This window comes from Brucella pituitosa (assembly GCF_003049685.1).
Taxonomy (GTDB): Bacteria; Pseudomonadota; Alphaproteobacteria; order Rhizobiales; family Rhizobiaceae; genus Brucella; species Brucella pituitosa.
The window spans coordinates 919055-943083 of record NZ_PYSY02000001.1 but is presented as its reverse complement, the minus strand read 5'-3'; the positions used below and the strand labels follow the sequence as shown (position 1 = coordinate 943083).

Here is a 24029-nt window from a genome sequence, read left to right as displayed (position 1 = left end):
CCCAGATGCGCTGCATCTGCAGATAGCTCTAAATTATGCGCTGTATATTCGCTTATGTCGATTTTTATGGCTTATTCATGTCGCGGAGAACCAATTTCAAGTCAGGCCATGCTGAAATAGCTCGCAATCATGAAGTTCCATGAACAAATCATACTAATTGTGACCGTTCTGCAACAACCTGTTAGAGCCGGTAAGCAATGCTGTCATTCCAGAAGCGATCAAGACGCTGGAGCGAACGGTTCATTGCGGTGAACTCTTCCACCTGAATTCCGCCCACCTGCTCAATGGACGCAATGTGGCGCTGATAAAGAGCCTGCACCTGATCGGCAATCTCATTGCCCTTATCGGTCAGGCTCACGCGAACCGAACGACGGTCAGTGCTGGAACGCTCATGATGGATAAAGCCCATCTCGACCAGCTTTTTGAGATTATAAGAGACATTCGAGCCCAGATAATAGCCGCGCGAACGCAGTTCGCCAGCTGTCAGTTCTGAATTGCCGATATTGAACAGGAGCAACGCCTGCGTTGCATTGATATCGCTGCGTCCATTGCGGTCGAATTCGTCCTTGATAACGTCGAGCAGACGACGATGCAGACGCTCAACCAGCTGAAGAGCTTCGAGATAAAGCGTGCGGAGAGCTGCTTCGGGATTCAAAAGCGGAGCAGATGCATCCATTCTGTGCTGTGCATTGATCATTTCTTTTGCCTCTCTGTCGGAGCAACCTTTCATGAGGTCGCTCTCTTTGTCCTGTTTTATGCGGTGTATTTTCTCACCGTTCATGAGAGGACTTTAGGAGAGATGCATAAAATTCGAATTAAAAGTCAGCCTTAACAGTAGCTTACCAAAGGAAATGCAGTTTCAGGCTTAATGTTCTGTTACTGGTGGATTGAATTTGACGTTTGAATCCCGCCTGACATAAATGCTGTTTCAAACGTCAAATTCGTAAAATCCACTAGATTCAATATTATACTAGTATGGCTTGGAACCCGAAATTCGTTCCAACTGTCGCTTTATGGTGTGACGAATTTCGGGTTCGGCATACTAGGCAATAATTTCAGCTGGCAATTCCCATACGTGGCCCCATACGTGATTGCCGCTTTTTCTCCAGGAAAAGCACCACACGGAAAATGATATAGACAACGATGCAAACCGCATTAAACCCGACGGTAATTGGCTTATATTCAAAGTGGCGCGCAAAGACGGAATAGATGGCGATTTCGCCAATTGCCGCAACAAACCACAATACAGCACCCCATGGGGCACGCATCCAGAGGCCTGTCGCTGCAACGGGCATGAGAAGAGCAAGTGCTACAGATGCAGTCTGCCACTGCCATGGCATGAGATCGAAGCGCCACAGCAATCCCGGCTGAATACCGATCAGTTTTATCCAGTAAAAAACACCACTGGCCAGAGCAGCCAATGCGATCAGCCGCATGAACCAGACAAAAGACCACTCAGCACCACTGGGCTGTAAATGCTGGTGCAACTCATCCTGACGCATCAAAAGCTCAGTTCCCTCTCGCCAAGATTTGCAAAATACGCGCTCACCATTTCCGGCTTCACATCTTCGATTGAATCTGGCTTCCAGGCAGGCGCACCATCCTTGTCTATCAGGACAGCCCGCACACCTTCGTAAAAATCATGTGCCTCAAGCATACGCGATGCGATGCGATATTCCATCCGCATACAATCATCCAGATCGAGAGCTCGCCCATCGGCAATCTGGCGAAACGTGACTGCGACACTTGTCGGCGAACGTGTTGCTAAAACAGTGAGAATATCGTTGGCATGCTTGCTGCCAGCTGCGGCCGACTTTTCCAGAGCCGCAACACATTCAGTAAGTGTAGCGTGAGCAAAACTTGCTTCAATCAACTGCCGCATTTCCACAGGAGTTTCAAAATCCGGATACTGGCAGCGTGCCAATGCCGTATCGACATCAGCCGTTGCGATGAGGTCGTCGCGCAGATCATCAAGATCATTCACAGCGACTGCATGGGTAGCAATACCGCTTTGCAGGCAATCGCCCCAGCGAACGCGATTTCCGGTCAGCGCCAGATAATATCCGAAATTGTCATGCAAATGTGGAAGGAAAGCACTTCCGCCTACATCCGGGAAAAAGCCAATTCCAGTTTCAGGCATCGCGAAAAGTGTGTTTTCGGTCACGATACGATGGGAACCATGCACAGAAATACCTGCACCTCCGCCCATCACAATACCGTTCAACAACGAAATATATGGCTTTGGAAAACGTCCGATGCGCGCATTGAGACGATATTCGTCACGGAAAAAATCGAATGCAGGCGTGCCATTCTGTCCCGCCTTGTAGGCCGCAATCACATCGCCGCCAGCGCAGAAGGCACGGCCCTCACCCTCAAGAATCACACAGGCGACGTCTGGATCGGCTTCCCAGGCTTGAAGCGCGCGGTCGAGAGTAAGAATCATATTATGCGTGAGCGCGTTGAGCGCAGATGTGCGCGTTAGCTTGACAAGCCCTGCCTTGCCCTTGCGTTCAAAGCCGATTTCGCTACCGCCACCGAAGTCAATCTGCATGTCGTTTCTCCCGTTTGATTAAATGGGTAGAAACTGAGAAGCCCCGCGTCAATCCTGCACAGGCCATTGTGCTTGGTTTAGCCACTTTTCCCGTGATAAACCGTGGCCATCTGATAACAAGCTTCCGAACCGTTAGATTCCCAAGCTTTATTCTCTCGGGAACGTTTCCATGACTGATCGTTTGTCCAACATTTCTTCTGCCAACATTTCAGGTCACGTTGATGATGTGACGGGAGGCCGTCGCCTGCGCCGCATGCGCAAGGCCGATTGGTCGCGAAGACTGGTGCAGGAAACTCATCTAACGGTGAACGATCTTATCCTGCCATTCTTCCTTACCTATGGAACAGGCGTCAGCGAACCCGTGGATGCGATGCCAGGCGTCGAGCGCTATTCGGTCGATATGGCTGTGCGCATGGCCGAGAAGGCTGCGAAGCTTGGCATTCCGGCCATTGCGCCCTTCCCGCGTGAAAAGGCTGAAGTAAAGACAGAAGACGGTGCTTTCGTTGCAAGCCCCGACAATCTGATCAACCGCGCTGTCCGTGCCATCAAGAAAGAAGTGCCGGAAATCGGTATTATCACTGACGCCGCACTTGATCCGTTCACGACGCATGGCCACGACGGCATTTTGCGCAATGGCGAGATCATCAATGATGAATCGGTTGCGATGGTCGTGCGCGGTGCGCTCGCGCAGGCTGAAGCAGGTGCAGATGTTATCGCACCGTCCGATATGATGGATGGCCGTATCGGCGCAATTCGTCAGGCCTTGGATGCCCATGGCTTCAATCATGTGCCGATCATGTCCTATGCGACCAAATTCGCATCTGCCTTCTATGGTCCTTATCGCGATGCAATCGGAACGGCAGGTCTGCTGAAGGGCGACAAGAAGACCTATTACATCGACCCAGCAAACCCTGAAGAAGCGGTGCGCGAGGCCGAACAGGACGTGGCTGAAGGCGCCGACATGCTGATGGTCAAGCCTGGGATGCCTTATCTCGACATCATCCATCGTCTGAAAAGCACGTTCCGTCTGCCGACCTATGCCTATCAGGTGTCAGGCGAATATTCGATGATCAAGGCCGCAGGCATGAACGGCTGGATCGACGAAGAGAAGGTCATGATGGAAAGCCTGCTGGCTTTCAAGCGCGCTGGCTGTGATGGCATTCTGACTTATTTTGCGATGGAAGTGGCAGAAAAGCTGAAAAGCCAGAACTAAATTCCGAAACACTGCTTCCTTGAAATAGCCAGTTTCATACACCACCTTGAGACTGTTCCGCGTAGTGCGGAACAGCGGACGGGTTTATTTTTCCGGACGCTTCTCGTTTTAACGACTGGAAGGGACAATGTCCGACCATATTCTGCACGGCGAAATAATGGGGCCGCGTTACGAAAGCCGCGCATTTTTTGAAGGCGTACGTACGCGCCGTATCATGGCTTTCCTCATCGACTATCTGATCGTCTTTTTGCTCTGCATTCCAGTAGCAATCGTGATCTTCATTCTGGGCATTGTCACCCTCTCGTTGGGATGGGCGCTCTATGCCATCATGTTCCCGGTTGTCGCTTTGTTTTACATATCGCGTACACTCGGCGGGCCTCAGCAGGCCACCAAGGGTATGCAGATGATGAATATCAAGCTGGTTCGCCTTGAAGGCGGTACAGTCGACCCTATGCTGGCGGTGGTTCACACGGTCCTGTTCTGGGGCCTGAATGTCGTGCTTACGCCGTTCATTCTGTTGGCTACACTGGTGATTGACCGTAAGCGTACTGTGCACGACCTCTTGCTTGGAACAGCAGTCATCCGTTCGGACCGCTAAATCAAGCATCAAAAAAATTCAGGGCCGGCTGCACAAAATGTCTATTGACGTTTTGTGCAGCCGGCTCAATCTTTAGAGCATGTCTCCCGAAAGTGGGAACCGGTTTTGGGAGACATGCGTAAAATAACTCATCGTGATGGTTCGGTATTGCCGTTTCGTGGATATTGAATGACCCATCAACCGCAACAGTCTCCGCAGTTTTTTCTAACGGCTCCATCGCCTTGCCCTTATCTTGAGGGTCAGCTGGAGCGGAAAGTTTTCACACATCTCGTCGGCGACAAAGCCAGCGAGATCAATGATCTGCTGACTCAAGGCGGCTTTCGCCGCTCCCAGAACATTGCCTATCGACCAGCCTGCGAGCTTTGCCGCGCCTGCGTTTCGGTACGAATTCTGACTGGCGAATTTGAGATGAACCGGAGTATGCGCCGGGTCTGGAACCATAATCGCGACCTGATCGGTCGCCAGCACAAAGCGCAGCCAAGCACCGAACAATATGCACTCTTCCGCGACTATCTGGATGCACGTCACCACTCCGGCGGCATGTCCGATATGACGGTACTCGATTACGCAATGATGGTGGAAGATACGCACGTCAACACGCAGATTATTGAATATCGCAGACGCGGGCCGGACAGCTTTATCAGTGCCAAGGGCGACGGAGAGCTGATCGCAGTAGCCCTCACTGACGTGATGGCAGATGGCCTATCTATGGTCTATTCGTTCTTCTCTCCGCATATGCATGAGCGTTCGCTCGGAACTTTCATGATCCTCGATCATATCCAACGTGCACGAGCCGCTGGCTTGCCGCATGTCTATCTCGGCTATTGGGTCGAAGGGTCACGCAAGATGCAATATAAGACGCGCTTCAGGCCGCAGGAGCATCTCGGCCCACGCGGCTGGCAGAGGTTTGAGAGATAAACAGAGAAAAGGCGGCTTAAAAGCCGCCCTTTTTATTTGCATCTAAACCTTAGAACTTACCCGAACGCGGGAACCCCTTGGGCACCAAACGCCCTGCGGACGCGCGGGCAGCAATCCACTCGACAAGCTCTTCCTTGCTGCGATTGAAGGTGCGATCTGCTGAATCCTGCCATGACAGGCCCTCAGCAATCGCAAAGGTACGGACATCGGACACGCCGCCGTCCTTGTACTTCTGCAGGCGCACGCCCTTGCCGCGTGTCATTTCCGGGATTTCTGAAAGCGGGAAGACAACCATCTTCCGGTTTTCACCCACCACCGCAATGTGATCGCCCGAAATGCGTTGGCACAGCTTTGTCTCGTCCGGGACTTTCACGTTCATCACCTGCTTACCCTTGCGGGTATTGGCGACGGCCTCATTTTCCGGAACGATGAAACCATTACCCTCATGAGAAACCAGAAGAAGCCTGGCTTGAGGGTCATGCACGAAGGCTGTCAGGATATCCTGATCGTTCTCCATATCGACCAGAATACGGATCGGCTCGCCATGGCCACGACCGCCGGGAAGCGTGTTCGCACCAATAGTGAAGAATTTTCCGCCTGTCGTGACCAACAGAATTTTGTCTGTCGTCTCCGCATGGAAAGCGAGCTTGAGCTTGTCACCTTCTTTGAAAGCCAGCGTGGAGAAGTCAGCCAGATGCCCCTTCATTGCACGCAGCCAGCCTTTTTCAGACACGACAATGGTCACTGGCTCGCGTTCAATCATCGCCTGATGAATGTCTTCGAGATCATGGCTTGGCGCATCGGCAAAGGTACTGCGGCGCTTGCCAAGTTTGGTTTCAGGCCCAAACTTCTCACGGACGGCTTTGATTTCCGTGCTGATCTTCTTCCACTGGCGCGTGCCTGAAGCAAGCAAGCCTTCCAGATCAGTCTTTTCAGCAGTCAGACCATCGAATTCTTTGCGAATTTCAAATTCTTCAAGCTTGCGCAAGGAACGCAGGCGCATGTTGAGGATTGCTTCGGCCTGATTATCCGTCAGATCAAAGAACCGCATCAGCTCCTGCTTCGGTTCATCCTCTTCACGAATGATGCGAATGACTTCATCGAGATTGAGGTAAGCCTTCAGGAAACCGCCCAGGATTTCCAGACGTTTCTCAATTTCCGCCAAACGATATTCGGAACGGCGAACCAGCACTTCCTTGCGGTGTTCCAGCCATTCACGCAGCACACCGCCCAGTGACAGAACATTCGGCACTTTGCCGTGCGAGAGCACGTTCATGTTGAGCGAAACACGGTTCTCAAGCTCAGTCAGCTTGAACAGCGATTCCATCAGCAGTTCTGGATCGACCGTGCGGTTCTTGGGTTCCAGAACGATGCGGATATCTTCGGCAGACTCATCGCGAATATCATCGAGCAACGGCAGCTTCTTTGCGAGAAGCAGCTCCGCAATCTTCTCGATCAGGCGCGATTTCTGCACCTGATATGGGATCTCGGTTACAACGATAACCCAGGTTCCGCGATTCCCCTCTTCCTTCTCCCAACGCGCACGTGCGCGGAAAGAACCACGCCCTGTGCGATAGGCTTCGACAATGTTGGCATGGTCTTCAACCAGAATGCCGCCGGTCGGGAAATCCGGGCCGCGCACTTTGCACTTGAGAAGTGCAGCCGGGTCGCTCTCCGCTTCCTTCTTCAACTCTTCCCACTGTTCTGGGGAAGTGATGAGTTCTTCGACCGACGCATCAGGATGATTGATTAGATAAAGAGCCGACGAGCAAAGTTCAGCTACGTTATGCGGTGGAATATTGGTGGCCATGCCAACCGCGATACCGGCCGATCCGTTGGCAAGAAGATTCGGGAAAGCACCCGGAAGAACGATAGGTTCCTCGTCTTCTTCGTTATAGGTCGGACGGAAGTCGATAGCGTTTTCGGTAATGCCCTCAAGCAACAGCGTTGCCACTTCAGTCATACGCGCTTCGGTATAACGCATCGCGGCGGCATTATCGCCATCGATATTGCCGAAATTGCCCTGTCCGTCCACGAGCGGATAGCGCACTGCAAAATCCTGAGCAAGACGCACCAGCGCATCATAGATCGAAGCATCGCCGTGCGGGTGGAACTTGCCCATCACGTCGCCGACAATACGTGCACATTTTGCGTAAGCCTGATCGGGATTGAGCCGTAACAGACGCATGGCATGCATTATGCGGCGATGAACCGGCTTCAAACCGTCGCGCACATCCGGCAGTGCACGATGCATGATCGTGGACAGCGCATAAGCGAGGTAGCGCTCCTCGAGGGCCGACTTAAGATCGACCCGTTCGATATGTTCTTCGCCGTCGCCCGGCGGAATCAGACTTTTACCCATACTTCTCAGTACCAATTGCGCGATTCGTCAGCAAGTAGCGATGAGAACCAATCCAGTACATTCGTCGCAATGTTGCCGTCATTAAGCATCTATAGAGGAATTGTGGATGTTTTCTCCACAGCAATCATGGCGCGAACGAAACGGGCTGTTTTTCCTTGCGTAAAGGCTTATGAAGGCTATCTAAAATTTACCAAATGATCAGGAGCCAATAAATGAAGGTTTTCGTTGTTAGCAAGCAGGCCGTGCGTGTCTTCGCCGCAAGCACCGCGCTCTCGCTTGTTCTTGGCAGTGCGGCAATGGCTGCAGATGCAAATGCAGTCGCAGAGCGCGTCAAGGCCCTCTATACAAAGCAGGGCGGAGAGCTGAACTTCGCCGAAGTTCAGGCTGACGGCGACAACATTTTGCTCAAAGGCACAACAATCAAGCTGCCCACCGTTTCTGACCGCGCGACGCCTGTCGGCGATATAACGCTCGAAAACGTGCAGGACACGCCAGAAGGCGGCTATAGCATCGAAAAAGTTTCGGTTGCAGATATGGCCTTCGCTCCGGAAGGCGCGGACAAGAACGATAAGGCCACGATCAAAGGCATTTCGATGGAGAACGTTGTTCTTCCATCCGAGAAAGCCGAAGGCCCGCTCGCCAAGATGGTCTTCTACGACAAGATGAAGATCGACGAATTTTCGGTTGGCACTCCAGGCAAAGATGGCGCCCTGATCAAGGGCATGGAAGTGACGCTGAACTCGGCCAACAAGACCGAAAAGATCGACTACGCGCTGACAATCGCCGATATCGATGCAGTTTTCGAGAAGAACGGCAAGAATCCACTTGCTCCGCTCGATATGAACGCACTCAAAGGTTCGATCAATTCGAAGGGCACATGGCAGCCAACTTCCGGCAATGCGACGTTGGATCAGTTTGAAATCGACGCCAAGGACCTTGGCAAGATCAACCTGACAGGCGCTATCGACGGCTACGATCTTTCCTTTGTCGAAGCTCTGCAGAAGACACAGGAAAACATGACCAAAGCCGATGCAGAAAAAGATGCCGCTGGTTTGGCACTTCTCGGTCTGGCTGAACAGCTGAGCCTCAAGAACCTGACAATCCGCTTCGATAACGAAACACTGACGCAAAAACTGCTCGAATATTACGGCAAGCAGCAGGGTGCGGATGGCAAGCAGCTGGGCGAACAGCTCAAGATGATGGTTCCGCTGATGGCAACACAGCTCAAGAACCCTGAGTTTGCTCAGCAGCTCAAGGCCGCAGCTGAAAAGTACTTCGATGATCCAAAGTCGCTGACGATTTCCGCTTCGCCTGACCAGTCGGTTAGCTTCGCATCCATCGTTGCGACCGCTTCGCTCGATCCAACGAAAATCATTCAGCTTCTGAAAGTTGGCGTTGAAGCCAACAACTAATCAGATTGATGCTAATGAAGAGAAGCCCGGTGAGTTCCGCTCACCGGGTTTTCTTTTTGCCTTTTCATTAGAGCGCGTTTCGATCTGATTGGATCAGATCGGCGCTCTAAATATTTGTTTTAACGCGCATCTTTGTCCGAAAACCGTTTCACACTTTTCGGGATGCGCTCTAAGCCAAACAAAAAGCCCGGTCTTGCGACCGGGCTTTTCTGTTTTAAATCTTAGATGGATCAGCTCTTCTGAGTCGGCGCCAGACGAATGTGCAGATCGCGCAACTGTGCTGGCGTTACATCCGAAGGTGCATTCATCAGAAGATCGAGCGCCTGCTGGTTCATCGGGAAAAGGGAGATTTCGCGCAGGTTCTTTGCACCTACCAACAGCATGATAACACGGTCAACACCGGCAGCCATGCCGCCATGTGGAGGCGCGCCATACTGGAAGGCACGGTAGAGACCGCCGAAGCGCTCTTCCACGTCCTGCTGGCTGAGGCCTACCTTTTCGAATGCCTTTACCATCACGTCCGGCAGCTGGTTACGGATCGAACCCGAAGCGATTTCAAAGCCGTTACAGACCAGATCATACTGGTAAGCCTTGAGTGTGAGCGGATCCTGCGTTTCCAGCGCTTCCATGCCACCCTGCGGCATCGAGAACGGGTTGTGTGCGAAGTCGAGCTTCTTGTTGTCTTCGTCCCATTCGTAGAACGGGAAGTCGATGATCCACGCCAGTTCAAAACGCTCGCGATCAACGAGGTTCAGTTCTTCACCAGCACGGGTGCGTGCGTCGCCTGCAAACTTGTAGAACTTCGATGGCTGGCCGGCCACGAAGAAACAGGCATCGCCATCACCGAGACCAAGCTGGTTGCGGAGGGCTTCAGTGCGTTCTTCACCAATGTTCTTGGCAATCGGACCAGCGCCTTCGAGCTTGTCGCCTTCTTTGCGCCAGAAGATGTAGCCGAGGCCAGGCTGACCTTCACCCTGTGCCCATGAATTCATGCGGTCACAGAATGCGCGGCTGCCGCCGGTCTTCGCCGGAATGGCCCATACTTCGACCTTAGGGTCGTTTGCGATCATGTTCGCGAAGACCTTGAAGCCCGAACCTGCGAAATGCTCGGTCACAGCCTGCATTTCAATCGGGTTACGCAGATCCGGCTTGTCCGAACCATAGGTACGGATCGCATCGTCATAGGCGATACGGCGGAAGTTCTGCGTGACAGGCTTGCCTTCGGCAAACTCTTCAAAGATGCCGCGCATGACTGGCTCCATCGTTTCCCAGATTTCTTCCTGGGTCACGAAGCTCATTTCGAGGTCGAGCTGGTAGAATTCGCCCGGCAGACGGTCGGCACGCGGGTCTTCATCGCGGAAGCAAGGTGCAATCTGGAAGTAACGATCGAAACCGGCAACCATCAGAAGCTGCTTGTACTGCTGCGGAGCCTGCGGCAGTGCGTAGAACTTGCCTTCGTGAATACGGCTCGGCACGAGGAAGTCGCGCGCGCCTTCCGGCGACGAAGCCGTCAGGATCGGCGTCGAAAACTCGTTGAAGCCGATTTCGGTCATGCGGCGACGCATCGCTGCAATGATTTTCGTGCGGCTCATAATGTTTTTGTGCAGCGTTTCACGACGCAGGTCGAGGAAACGGTACTTGAGGCGGATATCTTCGGGATAATCCGGCTCACCAAAGACCGGCAATGGCAATTCCTTGGCAGCAGCGAGAACTTCAATCTCAGTTGCAAAGATTTCAACTTCACCGGTCGGAAGGTTCGCGTTTACCGCTTCGTCTGCACGCGCCTTCACTTCACCGTCGACGCGAATAACCCACTCGCCACGAACAGTTTCAGCAATCTTGAACGCGGGCGAATCAGGATCAGCAACAACCTGCGTCAGGCCATAATGATCGCGAATGTCGATGAAGAGAATGCCGCCATGGTCACGGACGCGATGAACCCAGCCAGACAGACGGACTTTGGAACCAACATCCGATTTGCGAAGGGCTGCGCAGGTGTGGCTGCGATAACGGTGCATGATTTCTGCCTTTTGGAACTCAATAATCTTGTGCAGGCAAAGCGCTGCAAATTCGGGCGGAAAAGCGCATTTTGCTCACGCTTTGTCAAGCCGACACTGTCTGTGTTAAACCAGCTTGACAGAATATGTCGACAAAAATCACTATTTCCGTGTTATTCCCTCGCAATATCATTCTTGCGGCGCGACAAGCGGCCCGCCTTTGTCTAAAAAGAAGAACATGCAGCTCATTACGACAACAGAGGCCCTTGAAGAGGCCGTTTCCGCCCTCGCCAAATCCGACTTTGTGACTGTCGATACCGAATTTATTCGGGAAACGACCTTCTGGCCGGAGCTCTGCCTCATTCAGATGGCTTCTCCCGACCACACTGCATTGGTGGATGCACTGGCTCCCGGCCTCGATCTTGCACCATTCTTCCGGTTGATGGCCGATGAAAAAGTGGTCAAGGTTTTCCACGCCGCACGTCAGGATATCGAAATTGTCTTCCATCTTGGAAACCTGATCCCTGCTCCCATCTTCGACAGCCAGGTGGCTGCGATGGTTTGCGGCTTTGGCGACGCGATTTCCTATGATGCACTGGTTCAGAAAGTAACTGGCAAGCAGCTCGACAAGTCGTCCCGCTTTACCGATTGGCGCCGTCGCCCGCTTTCTGACAAGCAGCTCGATTATGCGCTGGCTGACGTTACCTATCTGCGCGACATCTATCTCTACTTGAAAGCAGAACTGGAGAAAGAAGGTCGCAGCGAGTGGGTCAATGAGGAAATGGCCGTACTCAGCGCGCGAGAAACCTATGACCTACATCCGGACGATGCGTGGAAGCGCGTTAAAACCCGGATGCGCAAGCCGATTGAACTTGCAATTGTGCAGTCCGTTGCAGCGTGGCGCGAACGCGAAGCGCGCGAGCGCAATGTTCCGCGCGGCCGCGTCATCAAGGACGATACGATTGCGGAAATCGCTCAGCAGCAACCAAAAGATGCGGAAGCGCTGGGCCGTCTTCGCTCGATTCCAAAAGGTTGGGAACGCTCAGCTCAGGCAGCAGGTCTTGTGACTGCCGTTCAGGCCGCACTGGCTATTCCAAAAGAAGACCTACCGCGTCTGCCAAAGCAGTCGCATTCGCCTGAAGGCAGTGCAGCAGCGGGAGATATTCTTAAAGTGTTGCTGAAGCTTGTGACCGAAGAACACGGTGTTGCTGCAAAGATCGTCGCAAATTCCGATGATATCGACAAGATCGCAGCAGAAGGCGAAAACGCCAATGTGCCTGCATTGCACGGCTGGCGACGGGAAGTCTTCGGGCAAAAGGCACTCGACCTTATCGCTGGCAAGATCGGTATCAAATTTGAAAACCGTCGCATTCAGGCGGTCGAACTGGACTAGAGCGCATCCCGAAAAGTGTGAAACGATTTTCGGGATGCGCGTTAAAACAAATATTTAGAGCGCGTTTCTATCTGATCCAATCAGATCGAAACGCGCTCTAAGCAAAAAGGCCGGCGGAGGAAGCTCCAGCCGGCCTTTTAATTTCCAGATCATCTTTTTCAATGATGCTCGTTTGCTTCAATGGCGCTATCGCCGACGGCAAAATACAGGTTTTTTCCTGTGAGCTTTGCAAGCTGTTGCAAACGTCCTTCAGGCCGATCCGAAATCAAATCTGCCAGATCTCCAGGCACAACCAGCGCAATGCCGTTATCCTCTTCACGCCAGTAAAGGCGCGGAATCACGCCCGGCATGGACGCTGAAAGCAGATAGATAACGCGTAGCAGCGCACCCAGCAGTCTGGCTCGCTCGCGCAGACGCGGCGTTGCAAGCTGCAAAATCTCCGGCGCAATCTCGTCTTCGACCAGTCCCTCATGACGATAGTAATTTGCCAGTGCCATGAAAGAACGGCCCGGATGATCAATACCACCGAAAGAACCATGCGCAATGATGTTCAGTGCCTGCGAGCCACGATAATCAGGATGTGCACGCCAGCTTATATCGGCCACAAGGCATGCGGCCTGCCGATAACGGCTTTCGTCTTCGGTCTCGTCAAATCCGAGAACCGGCAAAGAAAGCGTCGTCCATGTTGCAAGTTCGCGTGCGTGACGCGGTGAACGCGAACGCAGGATTGCCAGCTCTTCCGCCGATGCCAGCAGAGGATCCAGCCTCTGCTCATTCTTCGGCAGCAACGAATAAAGATATCCTTCACGCACACCGAGAGCCGAAAACACGATCTTGGATGGTTTCATGCGACGGATGGTTTCAAGCAGAACGGTCGCGCCATAAGCAAGAAGCTGACGGCGGTTTTTCGACACGGCTTCGATGCCGCGCATCGTGTCGAGATTGCCTTTCGCAACACGCTTGAGGAAACTCTGCGCTTCCACCGGGTCCATCTCATAGCCATGCATGACATGAAGCGTATAGTGCTTTGCAGTCATATGCAGCTTGGCAAGATTTCGCCATGTACCGCCAACTGCGTAGAACACCTCTCCCTGATGCTGTTCAAGCAGCGTTGCACGCGCAAGCTCCGTACGGGTGATTTTGGCCGCCTCAGGAAGCTGTTCGTTGGACATGTCCTGCAGCCGAAGCCCACCAAGCGGAAGCGTAATCCCCTCGCCGACTTCGTGATCGTTGACGCTGACCAATTCAAGGCTGCCGCCACCAAGATCGCCCGTTACCCCCTGTGGCTTGTAGAACCCCGAAATAATGCCGAGCGCGGAATAATAGGCTTCCTCCTTGCCGGACAAGACTTCGATATGCCGTCCGAGAATGGCTTCAGCCTGCGCGATAAAATCGGGACCGTTCTTCGCTTCGCGCGCAGCTGCAGTTGCCAGCGCATGAATGGAAATCGCGCCAGCCTGTTCGGCCAGAACGCGAAACCGTTTCAATGCGCGCAATGCTATATCGACAGATTTTTCATTAAGCTTACCGGTCTTGGCCAATCCTTTGCCAAGACCGCAGAGTAGCTTTTCGTTAAAAAGCACCGTTGGCGAACGAACGATGCCTTCATAAACCACGACACGAATCGAGTTGGACCCAATGTCGATGACTGCGACGGGCTTGAGGCCTTTCAAGCGGCCTTGTGCGATTGCTGGACTCATGAAGTCGTGTTTCTTTCCGCCTGCGCGCGTTTACGATGCGCAATAAGGCGGGGGGCAGATGACTTCAGCGACTTTCCGCGACCCGACAAGCTTGGATTTGTCATGAAATATTCCTGCGCGTTGAAAGCTTCCTCTCCATCTTCTTTTTCTATCCGGCGAGAGGTGCCATCCGCAAGTAGCTGATAGCTCTGCTGGTTATCAATTATGTTGGCAAACATAATCTGAGACAGGATCTGCTGATGCACGGTGGCGTTGGTAATGGGCACCAATGTCTCAACGCGACGGTCGAGATTGCGTGGCATCATATCGGCTGAACCGAAATAGACAATTGCCTTGCCAGAAGGCAGATCATGCCCGTTTCCAAAGCAGAATATGCGACTATGCTCAAGAAAACGGCCAACGATGGACTTCGCGCGGATGTTATCCGACAGGCCAGGAACGCCCGGTCGCAGGCAGCATATGCCACGCACCACCAGATCGATGTGAACGCCTGCCTGACTTGCCTTATAGAGCGCATCAATAATCTGTGGATCGACGAGCGAATTCATCTTCATCCAGATCGCAGCAGGCTGTCCGGCCTTCGCATTGGTGATTTCGTCCTCGATATGCTTGAGGATTCGCGTGCGAAGCGTCAGCGGTGAAATAGCGATTTTCATCTCTTCAGCCGGTTGCGCATAGCCGGTGATGAAATTGAAGATATGTGCCACATCGCGCGCAATATCCGGATCGGATGTAAAGAACGACAGATCGGTATAAATGCGTGCGGTGATCGGGTGATAATTGCCGGTGCCAAGATGCACATAGGTGCGCAGTCTCTGGTCTTCACGGCGCACCACGAGTGACATCTTCGCATGCGTTTTCAGTTCAATGAAGCCGAACACAACCTGCACGCCAGCGCGTTCAAGATCGCGTGCCCAGCGAATATTGGCCTCTTCGTCGAAGCGCGCCTTCAGCTCGACGAGTGCTGTGACTGACTTACCAGCTTCTGCGGCATCCACCAGCGCGCGCACGATCGGGCTGTCGTTGGAGGTTCGATAAAGCGTCTGCTTGATGGCCAGCACATCCGGGTCTGCGGCCGCCTGACGCAGAAACTGTACCACAACGTCGAATGATTCATATGGGTGGTGGACAACAATGTCCTTTTCGCGAATCGCCGCAAAGCAATCGCCGCCATGTTCACGAATACGCTCAGGGAAGCGTGGATTGTAGGATATGAACTTGAGATCATCGCGGGGAATCGACACAATTTCCGAAATCATGTTGAGCGCGAGGAGGCCTTCCAGAACGCTGATCCGGTTTTCCGATACGCCAAGCTCGGTCGCAACGAACACGCGCAGCGCTTCAGGAATTTCGGAGTCAAACTCGATACGGATAACCTGACCGCGCCGACGACGCTTCAATGCGGTCTCAAAAAGGCGCACCAGATCTTCCGCCTCTTCTTCCACTTCGATATCGCTGTCACGAATGATGCGGAACGTTCCTGCGCCACGCACTTCATAACCTGGGAAAAGGCGCCCGATGAACAGGCTGACTGCGTCTTCAATCGTGATGAAGCGGTAAGCATTCTGCTGCTCGGTCGGAAGCTGGATGAAACGCTTCAGCGCAACAGGAATGCGCAGGAGTGCGGTCATCGGATGGCTGTCGAGACGACGCGCCAATTGCAATGCAATGGAAAAGCCGAGATTTGGAATAAACGGAAACGGATGGGCAGGGTCGATGGAAAGCGGGGTCAGAACCGGGAAAATCGTCTCAAGGAAATGGTTCTCAAGCCAATCCTTCTCCGGCTTCGACAAAGCCGAAGCCCGCACGATCTCGATGCTCTCTTTCTCAAGCTCTTCGCGCAGCGTGCGCAAACGCTCCTGCTGGCCTTCCTGAAGGCGCCCTACCTCCTCCAGAACGAAATCAAGCTGCTCTTGGGGTGTGCGGCCATCCGCGCTGCGCATGGCAACGCCAGCACGCACCTGTGCAGCAAGTCCGGCAATGCGGACCATGAAAAACTCATCCAGATTGGCAGCCGAAATGGACAGAAATCGCAGGCGCTCCAGCAGTGGCTGGCTGATATTCGCAGCTTCTTCCAGAACGCGACGATTGAACTGAAGCCAGGAAAACTCGCGATTGACGAAGCGCTCGGGGCTTTGCATCAGCGCAGATGTCTTTTCATCGTTCAAAGCTTCGTGAGCGTTTTGAACTTTGCTGCCATTCTTACCCGCAGAAACATCATTTGCTGCCTTGCTGCTCGCATTGGAGGCCAAATCGGTGGTTTGGGGTGCCATAACGCTGTTTTCGTTCATTTTTCCTGTCCCGGCTTTTACCGGAAAATCCCGGCGCGACCATAAGCCTATGGCTGTCATATGACAGTTTGATAGCAAACCGCTTGAAATGTCTTCAGAATTGATGAAAACGCTTCCAGAAACAAGCCGTTCGCGGTAAACCCACCCCAAATAGCCATCCTATTCAGATGTCGCGATCCACAAGCACCGGAGCGTATCATGTCCGATCACATCATCCCACACTTCCAGAATGACGCTGGCCATAATGCCATTGAAATCGGCGTGAAGGAATTCATGTGCGTCGGCGCGAATCCTCCTTTCGATCATCCACATGTCTTCCTCGACATGGGCGATGAGAGCGAGGTCGTTTGCCCTTATTGCTCGACGCTCTATCGCTACAATGCGCAGCTTCATGCTGATGAAACTGTTCCAGCGGGCTGCGTCTACGAAGCTCCTGCCGACAAAGCTGCCTGAAAGTAGCTTGGGCAAAGGGCGCATATTGATTGCAGGAGCGGGCGTTGCAGGATTAAGTGCAGCGCTTGAGCTTGCAGCCAGAGGCTGGTCAGTAGAGCTTTTCGAAAAAGCCACTGCACTCTCTGAGGTTGGCGCGGGCCTGCAACTGGCCCCGAATGCCATGCGCCATCTGCAACGTCTTGGTATTGCAGACAGGCTTTCCACACAAGCTGTCGCGCCCGAAGCACTTTTCCTCGTTGATAGTCGAAGCGCACGTCCCCTTCTCGCGATGGAGCTTGGCGATAAAGCGCTCAAACGCTGGCACCATCCTTACCTCGTCTGCCACCGCGCCGATCTGCAATCCGCTCTTCTTACTGCTTGCCAGGAAAACCATGCCATAAACATTAATCTTGGCTCGGAAATCACTCGACACGAAGTTATTGGCCAAGAGATAGAGGCTGAGGTTCGCCGCGGAAATTTAACCGAGACTATCAAGGCGCACCATCTCCTTGGATGCGACGGCGTGTGGTCGGCAGAGCGAGCCAATACTGCACATAGCAAAGCCCGCTACAGCGGACACATCGCGTGGCGCAGCACTATCGCTACCACTGATTTGCCCGCAACTTTTATCAATGCGCTGCCGCTCAAAAAGGCTGTATCGGCATGGTTGGGCAAACAGGTTCATTTTATCGCCTATCCGGTCAAAGGTGGGGCGTATTTCAACTTCGTCGCAATAACGGGTGGTGAAAACCCGGGCGAAGGCTGGTCAAAGGCCGGAGATCGCGAGCGGCTCAAATCAATTTACCAGAACTGGCATCCGGCGGTCCGTGATGTGATCGCTACAGCGCCAGAATGGACTTACTGGCCATTGTTCGAGATGCCAGACGCGCAATTTGTCTGCGAAGGACGCACGATTCTGCTCGGCGATGCTTCTCATGCTGTTACGCCTTTTGGGGCGCAAGGTGCAGCCATGGCCATTGAAGATGCCGCAGCACTTGCGGAAGCATTGGATGCGACCGATCAAACGGCAGCGCTTCAGCATTTCGACAAAGTACGCAAGGAACGGATTGCTGCTGTCGCCAAACGAGGGCAGCTGAATAAGTTTGCCTATCACTCAACCGGCGTCTTTGCACTCGGACGCAACATGCTCTTTGCCATGCGCAGCCCGGATAGTTTCCTGAAAGATCTGGACTGGCTTTATGGCTATGATGCTGTTGCGGCCGTGCGAAATTAACGCGCGTCGCGCGCTGCTTCCAACGTCGCAATATCGATCTTGACCATTGTCATCATGGCATTTGCGACACGCTGTCTGACGTCCGGCGCACCGTCCTGCAGGATATCCAGCAGAAATTCCGGCACAATTTGCCAGGCGAAGCCATATTTATCCGTAAGCCAGCTGCACTCCATAGGCGAGCCACCTTCCAGAAACCTGTCCCAAAATGCATCAAGCTCTGCCTGATCCTTACATTTCAGAATAAGCGATGTGGCCAGATTGAACTTGAACTCCGGTCCACCATTCAGAGCGGTCATCGCCTGTCCGTCAAGCGTAAAGTTTGCGGTCACGACATCCGTACCGCCAGTTTGATGACCATGTTCAAAGCGGATGAAACCATCAATTGATGCGGGCCTTCCCAGATCACGGAAGAGCGACACGTAATAATTAGCTGCCTCTTCGGCCTTGTTATCAAACCAGAGGCAGACAGTTAAACCAGACATGGATTTCTCCTCCCATATGTCTCAGCCCCCTGTCTTTTAGAACGGTTCCCGCTGATATTAATCGTGGAACCGCTCTATTTCGTTTCCGCATTATCCCGCGCAAAAAGCTCACGCACTTTTGCCGGAAATGCTCTGTTTATTTTTCGCATTATCCCACGCAAAACCGCCTCGCACTTTTGCTGAAAATGCTCCAGATTTAGCCCATAGCTTTGGCAGCGGCTTCCATGTCCATCCACATCAGTTCCCAGATATGGCCATCAAGGTCTTCAAAGCTGCGACCATACATGAAACCATAATCCTGCTTGGCAGCAGGGTCGGCCCGACCGCCAGCCTTCACGGCTTTCTCAATTGTTTCATCCACTTCCGCCTTGCTGTCCGCTGATAAGCAGATCAACACTTCGCTTGTAGCATTCGCATCAGAAATCTTCTTTGGCGTGAACTGGCTGAACTTGTCATGGCTGAGGACCATCGCGTGGATGGTGTCAGAGAACACCATGCAGGATCCTGTTTCATCCGAAAACATCGGATTTTTGGTCGCACCAATCGCTTCATAAAAGCTGGTGGAACGAGCAACGTCTTTGACGGGCAGGTTCACGAAAATCAATTTAGGCATGTTATTCCTCCATTGGTGGGCTTGAAACACCCATTTTTAATTTTGGTTTTCTATCGCCCGCCCGATCCCCTTGGCGATATAGTTGGGTTCAATGCAGTGGCTAGCCCCAACCAGCGTAAGTTTGCTTGCACACAATGACAGATAAGTTATAATTAGCAACTATGAAGTTAGAAAAAGTAACTAAAAATGAACAGCCCACTGCAAGACGCAGCTATGATGATGCATGCGCTGCAGCCCATGCCCTTGATTTGATTGGTGAACGTTGGGCCTTGCTCGTCATTCGCGAATTGATGTTTGGCCCTAAACGCTTCAGCGATTTACGCGCCGACCTACCGGGCATAAGCGCCAATGTCCTCACCCAGCGGCTTGAGGGGCTGGAAGAAGCCGGTATCTTACGCAAATCGAAGCTCCCACCTCCTGCTTCAGTGCAAGTCTACGAACTGACCGCATGGGGCTATGAGGCTGAACCCATCCTACAGACGCTTGGCCGGTGGGCAGCGCGTTCACCCAGCCATGATCCGAACTTGCCAATCTCGACCACTTCGTTCCTGCTTTCTCTCAGAACCATGATCGATCCCAGTCTTTCAAAAGGCCTGAAAGCCACTATTGGGCTTCGACTGGATGGAGAAGATTTCATCGCGCATTTGCAAGGCAGCAAACTGGAGATTGTGCGCGGCAAAGCTGAGCAATATGACATCGCCTTTGAAAGCTCGCCTCGCATGATGGCTGCAGCCATTTACGGCGGGCAACCTCTCCCGGCCCTTGAAGCTGCAAACTTGCTCACGCTCAAAGGCGACCGTGCTTTGGCAGAAAAATTCGTCATGCTTTTCCCACTTCCAACCAAGGCATCTCCACACGATTAATTAAATGCAACCTTTTAGTTGCCTTTTGACCCAAACCGTGTAAATTGGCAACCATTCAGTTGCTAGCTTGAAAGGATGCAGACCATGACAACGGCATTAGTAACAGACCGGATAGAGAAGACTGTGGACCTTCGCGCGGGCATTGATCGCGTGTGGCGCGCACTCACTGATCACGAGGAGTTCGGTGAATGGTTCAAAGTCAAAATTGATGGGCCATTTATCGTAGACACCCCTTCGACTGGTCACTTTACGTTTGACGGATGCGGCGATACCAAATGGACGTCCTTCATCAAGGACATGAAAGCTCCGCATTATTTTGCCTTCACGTGGCATCCTTATGCGGTTGAAACCGATGCTGATTACTCTAAAGAGTCGCAGACACTGGTGGAGTTCAAGCTTAAGGAAATTGAATCCGGTACAAGGCTTACCGTCATCGAAACAGGCTTCGACGCGCTACCGGCTGACCGTCGCCCAATAGCTCTTCGAATGAACACCGGCGGGTGGGAAGAGCAAATGCAGAATATAAAGGAATACCTCGAAAACAAATGACCGAAGCCTCGTTCACGCAATCAGGAAACATGTCTGCCATTTTTGCAGCGCTGGCCGATCCTACCCGGCTGGCGCTGATCGAGACCTTGAGTGATGGCGAAAGCCGCTCAATCGTCTCACTTTCGCAAAACGGCAGCATCAGCAGGCAGGGAATGACCAAGCATCTTTCCGTGCTTGAACAAGCAGGATTGGTTGAGCGCGACAAAGTGGGCAGAGAGAGCCGCTTCCGGCTTTGCCCTACCCCGCTCGTCGATGCCAGAGCTTATCTCACCACTGTTTCCTCGCAGTGGGATGATGCACTACAGCGTTTGCGCAGCTTTATCGAAGACTAGGGTCTGCGGGGAATTCGTTTTGAAGCGTGGTATGGATGAAAATAGCACAGGTTTAGGAGCAAAGCCGAAGGTGGAGTGATTCTCCATCGAGGTTTTGCGACGCGAAGCTGGACTATTTTCACCATATCCCTTTAGGGCGTGGCGGATTTGCTCTCTGAATGCGTCGAACAGTCCTTGTGGAGATACAATTCATCGTTGATAGAACAGCAGGGTCGAAGTGCCCTTCACAAAGCCGAGCTTTTCGTAAAAAGGGGTGAGCCTTTCGGGACAATAAAGCTCGAAACTTTTCACCCCCTGCAGTTTTTCGTGGTTGATAATGCGCTGGACGAGAGCCTGTCCAAGCCCTTGGCCGCGGCACTGTTCAGCCACGATCACATCAAAAATCATAGCCTTGAAGGTGAAGTCGCTCAGCACACGTGCAAAGCCGACAACCGCTCCATTTGCATCGCGGCTGAACAGCGTAAGATCGCAATGCGTGAGCATATGCGAAACATCCTCAAAGCTGCGTGCGGCGGTCCACCATTCTTTGCTGTAAAAAGCGTGGAACTCGCGATATTGCTCTGGCTCCAGATGTTCCGTCCAACCATACTCTGTCACGATTACCTCATTTATCGAAGATGAAATACCAGTTGCAAAGGCCAGCCGGAATGACAATCCATTTTGAACAGACCTGCCCTATCTTCCGCATTTTCGATATCGAGAAAGCCAAGGATTTCTATGTTGGCTTTCTGGGCTTCACGCTCGATTGGGAACATCGCTTTGCAGAGGGAATGCCGCTTTATATGCAGGTTTCGCGTGGCGATCTGGTGCTTCATCTAAGCGAACATCACGGCGATGGCAGTCCAGGCGCAAACATTTTCGTCCGTATGCAAGGCGTCGAGGAATTCCAGAAGGAAGTCAATTCGCGTGGGTATCGCTATATGCGGCCCGGCATCGAGAATGCTCCGTGGGGCCGTGTAATGGCTGTCATCGATCCGTTCGGCAATCGCATTCAATTTTGCCAGGGTCCGCACGACGAATAAGCCATCACCTCCAACCTAAAAGAAAACACCCGCCAGATCATCTCTGGCGGGTGTTTTTAATGCAAGGTACTCAACCGGATTAGTGCAGAATCTGGCTCAGGAACAGCTTGGTGCGCTCATGTTGTGGATTGTCGAAGAATTCGGCTGGCGAATTCTGTTCAACGATCTGGCCCTGATCCATGAAGATCACACGATTGGCAACCTGACGCGCAAAGCCCATTTCGTGCGTCACACAGATCATGGTCATGCCTTCATCGGCAAGACTCACCATCGTATCCAGCACTTCCTTGACCATTTCCGGATCGAGCGCCGAGGTCGGCTCGTCGAACAGCATGACCTTCGGGTTCATGCAAAGCGCACGGGCAATCGCCACACGCTGCTGCTGGCCGCCTGAAAGCTGGCCCGGATATTTGTTGGCCTGTTCCGGGATTTTCACGCGTGCCAGATAATGCATGGCGATTTCTTCCGCCTTCTTCTTTGGCATCTTGCGTACCCAAATCGGTGCCAGGGTGCAGTTTTCCAAAATGGTCAGATGCGGGAAGAGATTGAAATGCTGGAACACCATGCCGACTTCGCGGCGTACTTCATCGATCTTCTTCAAATCGTTGGTGAGTTCAATGCCATCAACAATGATCTGGCCCTTCTGGTGTTCTTCCAGACGGTTGATGCAACGGATCATCGTCGACTTGCCCGAGCCCGACGGACCCGCAACAACGATACGTTCGCCGCGCATGACCTTCAGGTTGATGTCACGCAGAACGTGAAACTCCCCATACCATTTGTGCATATTCTTCAGTTCGATGGCCACTTCGGTCTTCGATACTTCATGTTTTTTACGGTCGATTTCGACACCGAACTCGGATTGTGGGAGGGCGCTTTGTGCACTCATTTCCATTATTCCCTTGATTCTTATCGTTTATGACCCGTGTCGAGCCTTCGTTCCATGAATATAGAGTATCGCGACATAGCGAAACAGAAAATCCAGAAAACAAAGCCCGCAAAGATCAGTCCTGTTGCAGGTGTCTGTGGAGAAGCCCAGTTGGCATCGGAGAAATTCTGACGGACGATACCAAGGAGATCAAACATACCAATGATGTAAACAAGGCTTGTATCCTTGAAAAGGCCGATGAAGGTGTTCACAATACCTGGTATCACCAGCTTCAAAGCCTGTGGCAATACGATCAGGTTAGTCTTCTGCCAATAACTGAGACCTAAAGCATCTGCGCCTTCATATTGCCCGCGTGGGATCGCCTGAAGGCCACCACGCACCACTTCAGCCATATAGGCCGACGCGAAGAGTGCCACACCAATAAGTGCACGCATCAACTTATCGAAGGTCACGCCCGGTGGCAGAAACAGTGGAAGCATTACACTGGCCATGAAGAGCACAGTGACCAGCGGCACGCCGCGCACCATTTCAATAAAGATGATGCAGAAGGTTTTGATGACCGGCAGCTTTGAACGTCGCCCGAGAGCAAGCACCACACCGAGTGGTAACGAAACCGCAATACCGACGAAGGACAGAACAAGCGTTACCAGAAGACCGCCCCAAAGCGAGGTTTCGACATAACGCAAGCCAAACCAGCCGCCGACGAGAAGGAAGAATGCGACCACCGGAAACACAAGGAAAAACAAGATGGCATTGATCGTCTTGCGCGGGACCTTCGGAATCATCAGCGGCACCAGCAGAATGACAAACAGTGCTGCCGTCAGATTAACGCGCCACCGTTCTTCAAACGGATAACGACCATAGATGAATTGCTGGTACTTCGCGTTCACAAATGCCCAGCAGGCACCCGACCAGCCTTCCGGCTGCACACCACCCTGCGCGACAGTCAGACATGCCGTGCGATCACTACCAGTCCATGCTGCATTGACGAATAGCCATTGGATCATTGACGGGAGAAACCACGCCACAATCGCGAGACCGAAGAGTGTCAGTGCGGCATCGACCGGCGTTGCAAAAAGATTGACACGCAGCCAGTGCGAGAAGCCCTGAACCGACCGCGGCGGCGTCTCGCCCTCGACCATTTGCGTGCGCACATATTGGAGATCAGCGTTTTCCAT

23 protein-coding genes are annotated in these 24029 nt (G+C 52.8%); 11 read left to right on the top strand and 12 right to left on the bottom strand.

What is annotated here, in order from left to right; genetic code table 11:
- Positions 1 to 181: 181 nt before the first annotated feature.
- From ldtR to C9380_RS04545, 3 genes are all read right to left on the bottom strand, one after another.
- Positions 182 to 697 carry a transcriptional regulator LdtR gene (gene ldtR / locus C9380_RS04555; RefSeq protein ID WP_024897416.1) on the bottom strand — a complete coding sequence of 172 codons (516 nt, stop codon included), beginning with the start codon at positions 695 to 697 and terminating at the stop codon, positions 182 to 184.
- Positions 698 to 1055: 358 nt separating this feature from the next.
- On the bottom strand, positions 1056 to 1502 hold the full coding sequence (locus C9380_RS04550) for a DUF6163 family protein (RefSeq protein ID WP_024897415.1): 447 nt from the start codon (positions 1500 to 1502) through the stop codon (positions 1056 to 1058).
- Positions 1502 to 2551 carry an enoyl-CoA hydratase/isomerase family protein gene (locus C9380_RS04545; RefSeq protein WP_128093073.1) on the bottom strand — a complete coding sequence of 350 codons (1050 nt, stop codon included), beginning with the start codon at positions 2549 to 2551 and terminating at the stop codon, positions 1502 to 1504. The genes C9380_RS04550 and C9380_RS04545 overlap by 1 nt, the downstream gene beginning before the upstream one ends.
- Positions 2552 to 2720: 169 nt before the next feature.
- Here C9380_RS04545 and hemB point away from each other — a divergent pair, with 169 nt between their 5' ends.
- The 3 genes from hemB to C9380_RS04530 all read left to right on the top strand — a co-directional run bounded on the left by hemB (position 2721) and on the right by C9380_RS04530 (position 5280).
- Positions 2721 to 3764 carry a porphobilinogen synthase gene (gene hemB, locus C9380_RS04540; RefSeq protein ID WP_100559320.1) on the top strand — a complete coding sequence of 348 codons (1044 nt, stop codon included), beginning with the start codon at positions 2721 to 2723 and terminating at the stop codon, positions 3762 to 3764.
- Between the two features lie 127 nt (positions 3765 to 3891).
- Positions 3892 to 4362, top strand: a complete 471-nt coding sequence (locus tag C9380_RS04535; protein WP_024897412.1) for an RDD family protein — start codon at positions 3892 to 3894, stop codon at positions 4360 to 4362.
- Between the two features lie 168 nt (positions 4363 to 4530).
- The gene (locus C9380_RS04530) at positions 4531 to 5280 is read left to right on the top strand and encodes an arginyltransferase (protein ID WP_024897411.1); all 750 of its coding nucleotides are present in this window, start codon (positions 4531 to 4533) and stop codon (positions 5278 to 5280) included.
- A 49-nt stretch (positions 5281 to 5329) separates the two neighbouring features.
- Here the strand turns inward: C9380_RS04530 and C9380_RS04525 are convergent, their stop codons facing one another.
- A complete protein-coding gene (locus C9380_RS04525) occupies positions 5330 to 7642 on the bottom strand; it encodes a DNA topoisomerase IV subunit A (RefSeq protein WP_128093072.1) in 2313 nt (770 codons plus the stop codon).
- Between the two features lie 212 nt (positions 7643 to 7854).
- On the opposite strand from C9380_RS04525, the gene C9380_RS04520 reads away from it, so the two are divergent.
- Positions 7855 to 9054 carry an aq_1923 C-terminal domain gene (locus C9380_RS04520; RefSeq protein WP_105706773.1) on the top strand — a complete coding sequence of 400 codons (1200 nt, stop codon included), beginning with the start codon at positions 7855 to 7857 and terminating at the stop codon, positions 9052 to 9054.
- A 230-nt stretch (positions 9055 to 9284) separates the two neighbouring features.
- Here the strand turns inward: C9380_RS04520 and aspS are convergent, their stop codons facing one another.
- The gene (gene aspS / locus C9380_RS04515) at positions 9285 to 11072 is read right to left on the bottom strand and encodes an aspartate--tRNA ligase (protein WP_024897408.1); all 1788 of its coding nucleotides are present in this window, start codon (positions 11070 to 11072) and stop codon (positions 9285 to 9287) included.
- 217 nt (positions 11073 to 11289) lie between these two features.
- On the opposite strand from aspS, the gene rnd reads away from it, so the two are divergent.
- Entirely contained in the window at positions 11290 to 12444 is a 1155-nt protein-coding gene (gene rnd / locus C9380_RS04510; protein WP_105706776.1) for a ribonuclease D, read from the top strand.
- 158 nt (positions 12445 to 12602) lie between these two features.
- On the opposite strand, the gene ppx is transcribed toward rnd, so the two are convergent.
- Together ppx and C9380_RS04500 are read right to left on the bottom strand one after the other, a co-directional pair.
- Entirely contained in the window at positions 12603 to 14144 is a 1542-nt protein-coding gene (gene ppx, locus C9380_RS04505) for an exopolyphosphatase (protein WP_024897406.1), read from the bottom strand.
- Positions 14141 to 16417 carry an RNA degradosome polyphosphate kinase gene (locus C9380_RS04500; RefSeq protein ID WP_374844395.1) on the bottom strand — a complete coding sequence of 759 codons (2277 nt, stop codon included), beginning with the start codon at positions 16415 to 16417 and terminating at the stop codon, positions 14141 to 14143. The genes ppx and C9380_RS04500 overlap by 4 nt, the downstream gene beginning before the upstream one ends.
- Before the next feature lie 216 nt (positions 16418 to 16633).
- On the opposite strand from C9380_RS04500, the gene C9380_RS04495 reads away from it, so the two are divergent.
- Together C9380_RS04495 and C9380_RS04490 are read left to right on the top strand one after the other, a co-directional pair.
- Positions 16634 to 16888 carry a zinc-finger domain-containing protein gene (locus tag C9380_RS04495; RefSeq protein WP_024897404.1) on the top strand — a complete coding sequence of 85 codons (255 nt, stop codon included), beginning with the start codon at positions 16634 to 16636 and terminating at the stop codon, positions 16886 to 16888.
- Between the two features lie 7 nt (positions 16889 to 16895).
- The gene (locus C9380_RS04490; RefSeq protein ID WP_247877565.1) at positions 16896 to 18101 is read left to right on the top strand and encodes an FAD-binding protein; all 1206 of its coding nucleotides are present in this window, start codon (positions 16896 to 16898) and stop codon (positions 18099 to 18101) included.
- Here the strand turns inward: C9380_RS04490 and C9380_RS04485 are convergent.
- Together C9380_RS04485 and C9380_RS04480 are read right to left on the bottom strand one after the other, a co-directional pair.
- Positions 18098 to 18583, bottom strand: coding sequence for a VOC family protein (locus tag C9380_RS04485; protein ID WP_128093071.1), 486 nt, complete (start codon positions 18581 to 18583; stop codon positions 18098 to 18100). The two genes, C9380_RS04490 and C9380_RS04485, sit on opposite strands and share 4 nt — an antisense overlap.
- A 196-nt stretch (positions 18584 to 18779) precedes the next feature.
- Entirely contained in the window at positions 18780 to 19196 is a 417-nt protein-coding gene (locus C9380_RS04480; protein WP_100559326.1) for a VOC family protein, read from the bottom strand.
- A 161-nt stretch (positions 19197 to 19357) separates the two neighbouring features.
- On the opposite strand from C9380_RS04480, the gene C9380_RS04475 reads away from it, so the two are divergent.
- From C9380_RS04475 to C9380_RS04465, 3 genes are all read left to right on the top strand, one after another.
- Positions 19358 to 20059 carry a winged helix-turn-helix transcriptional regulator gene (locus C9380_RS04475; protein ID WP_128093070.1) on the top strand — a complete coding sequence of 234 codons (702 nt, stop codon included), beginning with the start codon at positions 19358 to 19360 and terminating at the stop codon, positions 20057 to 20059.
- Between the two features lie 84 nt (positions 20060 to 20143).
- Complete coding sequence (locus C9380_RS04470) at positions 20144 to 20608, top strand: SRPBCC family protein (protein ID WP_128093069.1); 465 nt, start codon at positions 20144 to 20146, stop codon at positions 20606 to 20608.
- Positions 20605 to 20940: an ArsR/SmtB family transcription factor gene (locus C9380_RS04465; RefSeq protein ID WP_128093068.1), complete on the top strand. Its 336-nt coding sequence runs from the start codon at positions 20605 to 20607 to the stop codon at positions 20938 to 20940. Before C9380_RS04470 ends, C9380_RS04465 begins: the two co-directional genes overlap by 4 nt.
- A 189-nt stretch (positions 20941 to 21129) precedes the next feature.
- Here the strand turns inward: C9380_RS04465 and C9380_RS04460 are convergent, their stop codons facing one another.
- Positions 21130 to 21537: a GNAT family N-acetyltransferase gene (locus C9380_RS04460; RefSeq protein WP_128093067.1), complete on the bottom strand. Its 408-nt coding sequence runs from the start codon at positions 21535 to 21537 to the stop codon at positions 21130 to 21132.
- A gap of 50 nt (positions 21538 to 21587) precedes the next feature.
- Between C9380_RS04460 and C9380_RS04455 the strand changes: the two genes are divergently transcribed.
- Entirely contained in the window at positions 21588 to 21962 is a 375-nt protein-coding gene (locus tag C9380_RS04455) for a glyoxalase superfamily protein (protein ID WP_105706784.1), read from the top strand.
- A gap of 79 nt (positions 21963 to 22041) precedes the next feature.
- On the opposite strand, the gene C9380_RS04450 is transcribed toward C9380_RS04455, so the two are convergent.
- Both C9380_RS04450 and C9380_RS04445 read right to left on the bottom strand, forming a co-directional pair.
- Positions 22042 to 22851 (bottom strand): amino acid ABC transporter ATP-binding protein, encoded by an 810-nt coding sequence (locus C9380_RS04450; protein WP_374844387.1) that lies wholly within the window; start codon positions 22849 to 22851, stop codon positions 22042 to 22044.
- 20 nt (positions 22852 to 22871) lie between these two features.
- The gene (locus C9380_RS04445) at positions 22872 to 24029 is read right to left on the bottom strand and encodes an amino acid ABC transporter permease (RefSeq protein WP_036567189.1); all 1158 of its coding nucleotides are present in this window, start codon (positions 24027 to 24029) and stop codon (positions 22872 to 22874) included.